The 2667-nt window shown below is 56.3% G+C and carries 3 protein-coding genes; all 3 read right to left on the reverse strand.

The features are described 5' to 3' along the window. Window positions 1–302, reverse strand: a 302-nt coding sequence (locus VK738_10600) for a hypothetical protein (GenBank protein HTD23095.1), incomplete at its 3' end; no start/stop codon positions are given. 171 nt (window positions 303–473) lie between these two features. Continuing rightward, window positions 474–2147 (reverse strand): IS1634 family transposase, encoded by a 1674-nt coding sequence (locus VK738_10605; GenBank protein ID HTD23096.1) that lies wholly within the window; start codon window positions 2145–2147, stop codon window positions 474–476. Between the two features lie 305 nt (window positions 2148–2452). Beyond that, the coding region (locus VK738_10610) for a hypothetical protein (protein ID HTD23097.1) at window positions 2453–2667 on the reverse strand (215 nt) is incomplete at its 5' end.

Genomic DNA, 2667 nt, shown 5'->3' on the forward strand with positions numbered 1-2667 from the left:
CTCGCAGAAATAACGGCCCAGTCATCTGACAGGCAGCGCGCAATGCCATCCGCATCGTTATCCCGCAACGCCCGTGTGAGTTCCTCTTCCGCCGCCATCACGCTTTCCGCGGTCGGGCCAGGCGCAGGCTTCGCTGCCCCAGCAGCTTTAGGTGACGCTATGGGTGCGATGAGCAAACCCACAATGATCAATGTGAGAATGCCATTCAGAATGCGCATACTCTCTCGTTTCGTGGGCTCCTGTACCTCGACTTGAGTTGCCGCAGCGATTGACCGGACGACGGCAAAAGCCGTCCTCATCATCTCGTAAGCTTCATGTTCGTTCCCTTCTCGTAGTAAAGCCAACAACCGTGTTCTCAAAACCCCCCAACGTCGGAACTTATATTGATCTAGCCCGAGTTTACCAGCCCGGAAGGCGAAATATGCTGCGGAGTCGCGCCTGGCGCGGCTGCGCGAGAGTTTAGGATGTATGACCTAATTGGCCCGATAGCGATCGAGGGCGAGGGCGGCAACCATTTTTTGCTGTCTGGTGTTCATCTTCGACAGCACGGTTCGGGCGAGGAGTTTTTGGCCGCGCTGCGGTGCCGGATAGAGCACGGTTACTTCTTGAATATTCGTGAGCTGCTTCATCATTGCGAGCACGCTGACAGGGATGCCCGCCTGCGCCAGTTGGCGGCGGAGCAGATTCAGGATCATCAGGGCCAGAACACAGCAGAAGGCGTGGACTCGTAGCTTCTGGTCGGTCCAGTGGAAAGTCGGTCGAAAGCTTAGGTAAAGAGGATTCTTCATCAGGCGGAAATCCCCTTCCACATGATGCTGGGCGCGGTAGCCCAACACAATCTGCTCGTCTGACCAGTCCTGGCCATGATCGGTGAACAAAACCGTCTTGCCCAGCAAGGTGGAGCATAATTTTTTATAGGCCGCGACCCGATAGCCAAACTGCAGGCGGGGAAGACCTTGGCGGTTTTTCGTAACCTTGGTTCGGAATAAGTCGGCCATATGCCGACCTTGAAGAATCTCTTGGACCTCTTTCCCTACCCCGGCCACGGTCGGCTTCTTCCCCCGGTCGCCGGGACGGCGACCCTGGAGACGGTTCTGTAATTTCCCCAGCTGGCGTTGTCGTTTACGGATTTCTCGCGAAAGCGTTTTGGTCTGGGCGCGAAACAGATTCTGGTTAAATGTGACCACTACCGTACGTTCTACGCCAAACACGATTTTGTGTGTACGATGAGCCCACACCGCTGACAGCTGCGATCGATCCAGACGACGCATGGTGGCACGCGGAATGGCCAGCAGATCGGGATGCTGGGTGGGAACGAGCGAGCCGATGAAGTGCAGCTTGCTTTGGTCCACCCGCTTGAGGTTTTCTTTCGAGTTGTTTCCCTTGTCAAAAATCAGGGTGATGTCGCGAAGCTCCTGGGACAAACAACGACAGCGGACAAACAACTGCTCGGCTATGGTCTGGAAGGTTACGGAATCATGCTGATTGCCGGCGTAGGTGTGATGCAACAATGGGACCTGGCCATCGGTGGTGATCAGCAGAGCCAATCCCAGAAGCCGAAGATGTTCATGCCCCTGTTTTCCATGGCCACGCTGCGGCAACTTGGCCCGCAAGTTGAAGCTGTCGAGGAAAGTAAAAAAGTTGGTGGCATCAAAGACCAGGCAGCGCAGATCTAGGCCGAAGCGGGTGACTGCGGTTTGGGCCAAATCCTGTTCGATGGCGACGATTTGTTCGGCGCTGACTCGCTCCATATTGTCCCAAAAGCGTTGACTGCTGAGCTGGTTGGGGGTGATGGGCAAGAAGCGGCGGAGCGCGGTTTTGCTGTACCAATGAGCGATGCCGGCTTTGCTGGTAGGCGCAAGACAACGGTTAAGGGCAGCGAGTAGGAGATATTGGCCGACGGAAGGGCCTTGAGCCCCGCGTTTGGGGACGTGGCGGTCGATGGTGGCAACCACATCGAGCGCCTGGGCCATGGAAAAACTGGCCGCGGAACCAGCAAACTCATAAACGGCGACCTCGGCTGGCTGGGGGCGTAAAAGGCGATCGCGGATACTTTCCGGGGAGCCCAGATAAATGGTGGAGACGACTTTGGGCTTGCCGTTCACGCGCTGGCACTCGCGCAAGTAGTAATAAGGCTTGCCGCGCACAATCTTCTTAGTGAGGCTAGGCATTGTGTTGGGTCATACACTAGCACAATTGCTAGTGGCAGCAAGTATCAAGACGTGTGCCTCATTATAACTAACCTGCCATTAACAGCAGGAGTTCATTGGGCCCGCGAAATCACGTTCGAGGGGCAGCCGACTCTCAATAATGTTAGGTCATACAAATCGCGCGCACGTTAAGCGCGTAGCGTAAGCGGCTGAGACCAGCTCTACATGCGGCGTCCAGAGGATCCTAAGATAGACGCGGGCAGGCTTCAACTACTCTGGGGTGGTAAAGTCGGGCTAGCGCACTAGCTGAACAGCTCCGTCTTCCACAATTTCTGCCCGGCAAGGGCATTGCAGAAACCCCAAACCGCCAGGGCCGCGACGCCGAGCAGGGGGAGCAATGTGCTGCTCGCATACCAGGCTGAAAAGTCGAGAGTCACAGGCACATTCAACAACATGTCGGTCGTGAACACGCCAACCGCCAGGGCGACGAACCCGAAGCGAAAGACGACGATTGCAG

It is taken from the genome of Terriglobales bacterium (assembly GCA_035487355.1).
In the GTDB taxonomy this organism is placed as follows: Bacteria; Acidobacteriota; Terriglobia; order Terriglobales; family Acidobacteriaceae; genus QIAW01.